The 1,579-nt window shown below is 59.3% G+C and carries 2 pseudogenes; both read right to left on the reverse strand.

The features are described from left to right. A pseudogene (locus tag DWZ22_RS10180) lies at positions 1-1,202 on the reverse strand (hypothetical protein); the annotation flags it as partial. Positions 1,203-1,226: 24 nt separating this feature from the next. Continuing rightward, a pseudogene (locus DWZ22_RS10710) lies at positions 1,227-1,579 on the reverse strand (hypothetical protein); the annotation flags it as partial.

The following is a 1,579-nucleotide window of genomic DNA, read 5'->3' on the forward strand; positions in this document are numbered from 1 at the left end:
AACTTAATTTGAATTGCCTCAGCCTGCTTAGCCAAGCCAACGGTGCCGGCTGCAGCGTCATTCTTAGCCCAACCAAGCCAACCATAGTCTGCAGCATGAATACGGTAGTAAATATCGTATTTTGAGGCATCGTTGCCAGTCAGCCTTAGCTTAACTGCCTGAATTGCGAGATTCCTGCCAACAGTGCCAGCATAGTCGGCACCCGAAACGTATGGCTGCCAGCCGATATTCGCAACATGTGCCGACACTTCAACTGAGGCATCGATGCCCTGAGTTGCAACATACAAAGCCTGCAGGGAGCGGGACTTGCCCGTCTGGCCAGCGGTTTCACCGTTGCCAACGGGAGCCAGCCAGCCCGCAGAAGCAACGTGCGCCTGAGATACAAGACCGATTCCAGGCGTTTCGATAAACGCATTGGCAGAGGAGCCAGGCGAAGACTGACCTTTATTTACAAGTGCAACATCGATGCCGCACAAACCGGAAGAACCACCAGAAACGCCACATGCCTGACCATTTGACGCCCAGCCAGTCCAGCCATTACCGGAATCGCATACTCGATACCAGATGTCATAATTGGCAGCGAGTTGACCGCTCAACGACATTTTTATCGCTTTTATGGGTGCGCCGGATACCGCCTTGGCAGCGCCACCATCCGATGAAGAAGCGCCCCAGCCTGAATACCCATCCATAACGGAATAAGAAATAGACCCGCTATCAGTTTGACCGGCAACGCTCAGGGCAATAGAGTTCAGCAGTTTGGCGCCCTTGCCTCCGATCGTGGCCTTTTGACCAGAAGAGGCGCCAAGGCTCTCCCCAGAAACGGCCGATCCGGAAACCGTAACAGCATCTGGATCGCCGATAAAGACCTTGGCCGAAGAGCCGGGCGCCGCTCCGCCTTTCTCCACGAGAACCACTTTGACCGCTTCGATAGCCCTGCCCTTACCGGCAGAACCAGCGGCAGCACCATTGCAGGCCCAATCGAGCCAGCCAATGCCTGACACATGAGCGCAATACCAGATGTCATATTTATCTGCCGCCTCGCCGGTCAAGCGAATCTGGACGGCCTCGAGGCGCTGAGACTTTCCGGTCGTGCCGCAGTGCCCCTTAGACCACTGCTGCCAGCCAACATTCGAGACATGACCACGAAGCTCAATAGAACCCGAGTGGCCATACCAGCCAAGCTGGGCTTCGAGGGCCTCCATGGGAAGGCCCCTGCCAGTTGTCCCAGCAACAGATCCGCCACCTACGGGAGACATCCAGCCAATATTCGAAGTATGCGAGCGAACTGAAATCGAGGCGGGATCATCGCTACGGTTCTTGAAGGGAGAGGTAGTGTCGCCCGGGGCGGGGTCGCCCTTGGGCAGGACCGCGACCTGGACGGCCTGGACGGCGCGGCCGTAGCCCGCCGAGCCGGCGTCGGCGCCGTCGCACGCCCAGCCGAGCCAACCGAACTCGGCGGAGTGGACGCGGTACCAGACGGTGTAGCGGGCCGACAGGTCCGCGGACAGCCTGACCCTCAGGGCCTCGACGGCGCGGGACTGGCCGGTGGTGCCGGCGGTGCCGCCGTTGCCGACGGCGG

The organism is Collinsella sp. AF31-11, assembly GCF_003475605.1.
Lineage (GTDB): Bacteria > Actinomycetota > Coriobacteriia > Coriobacteriales > Coriobacteriaceae > Collinsella.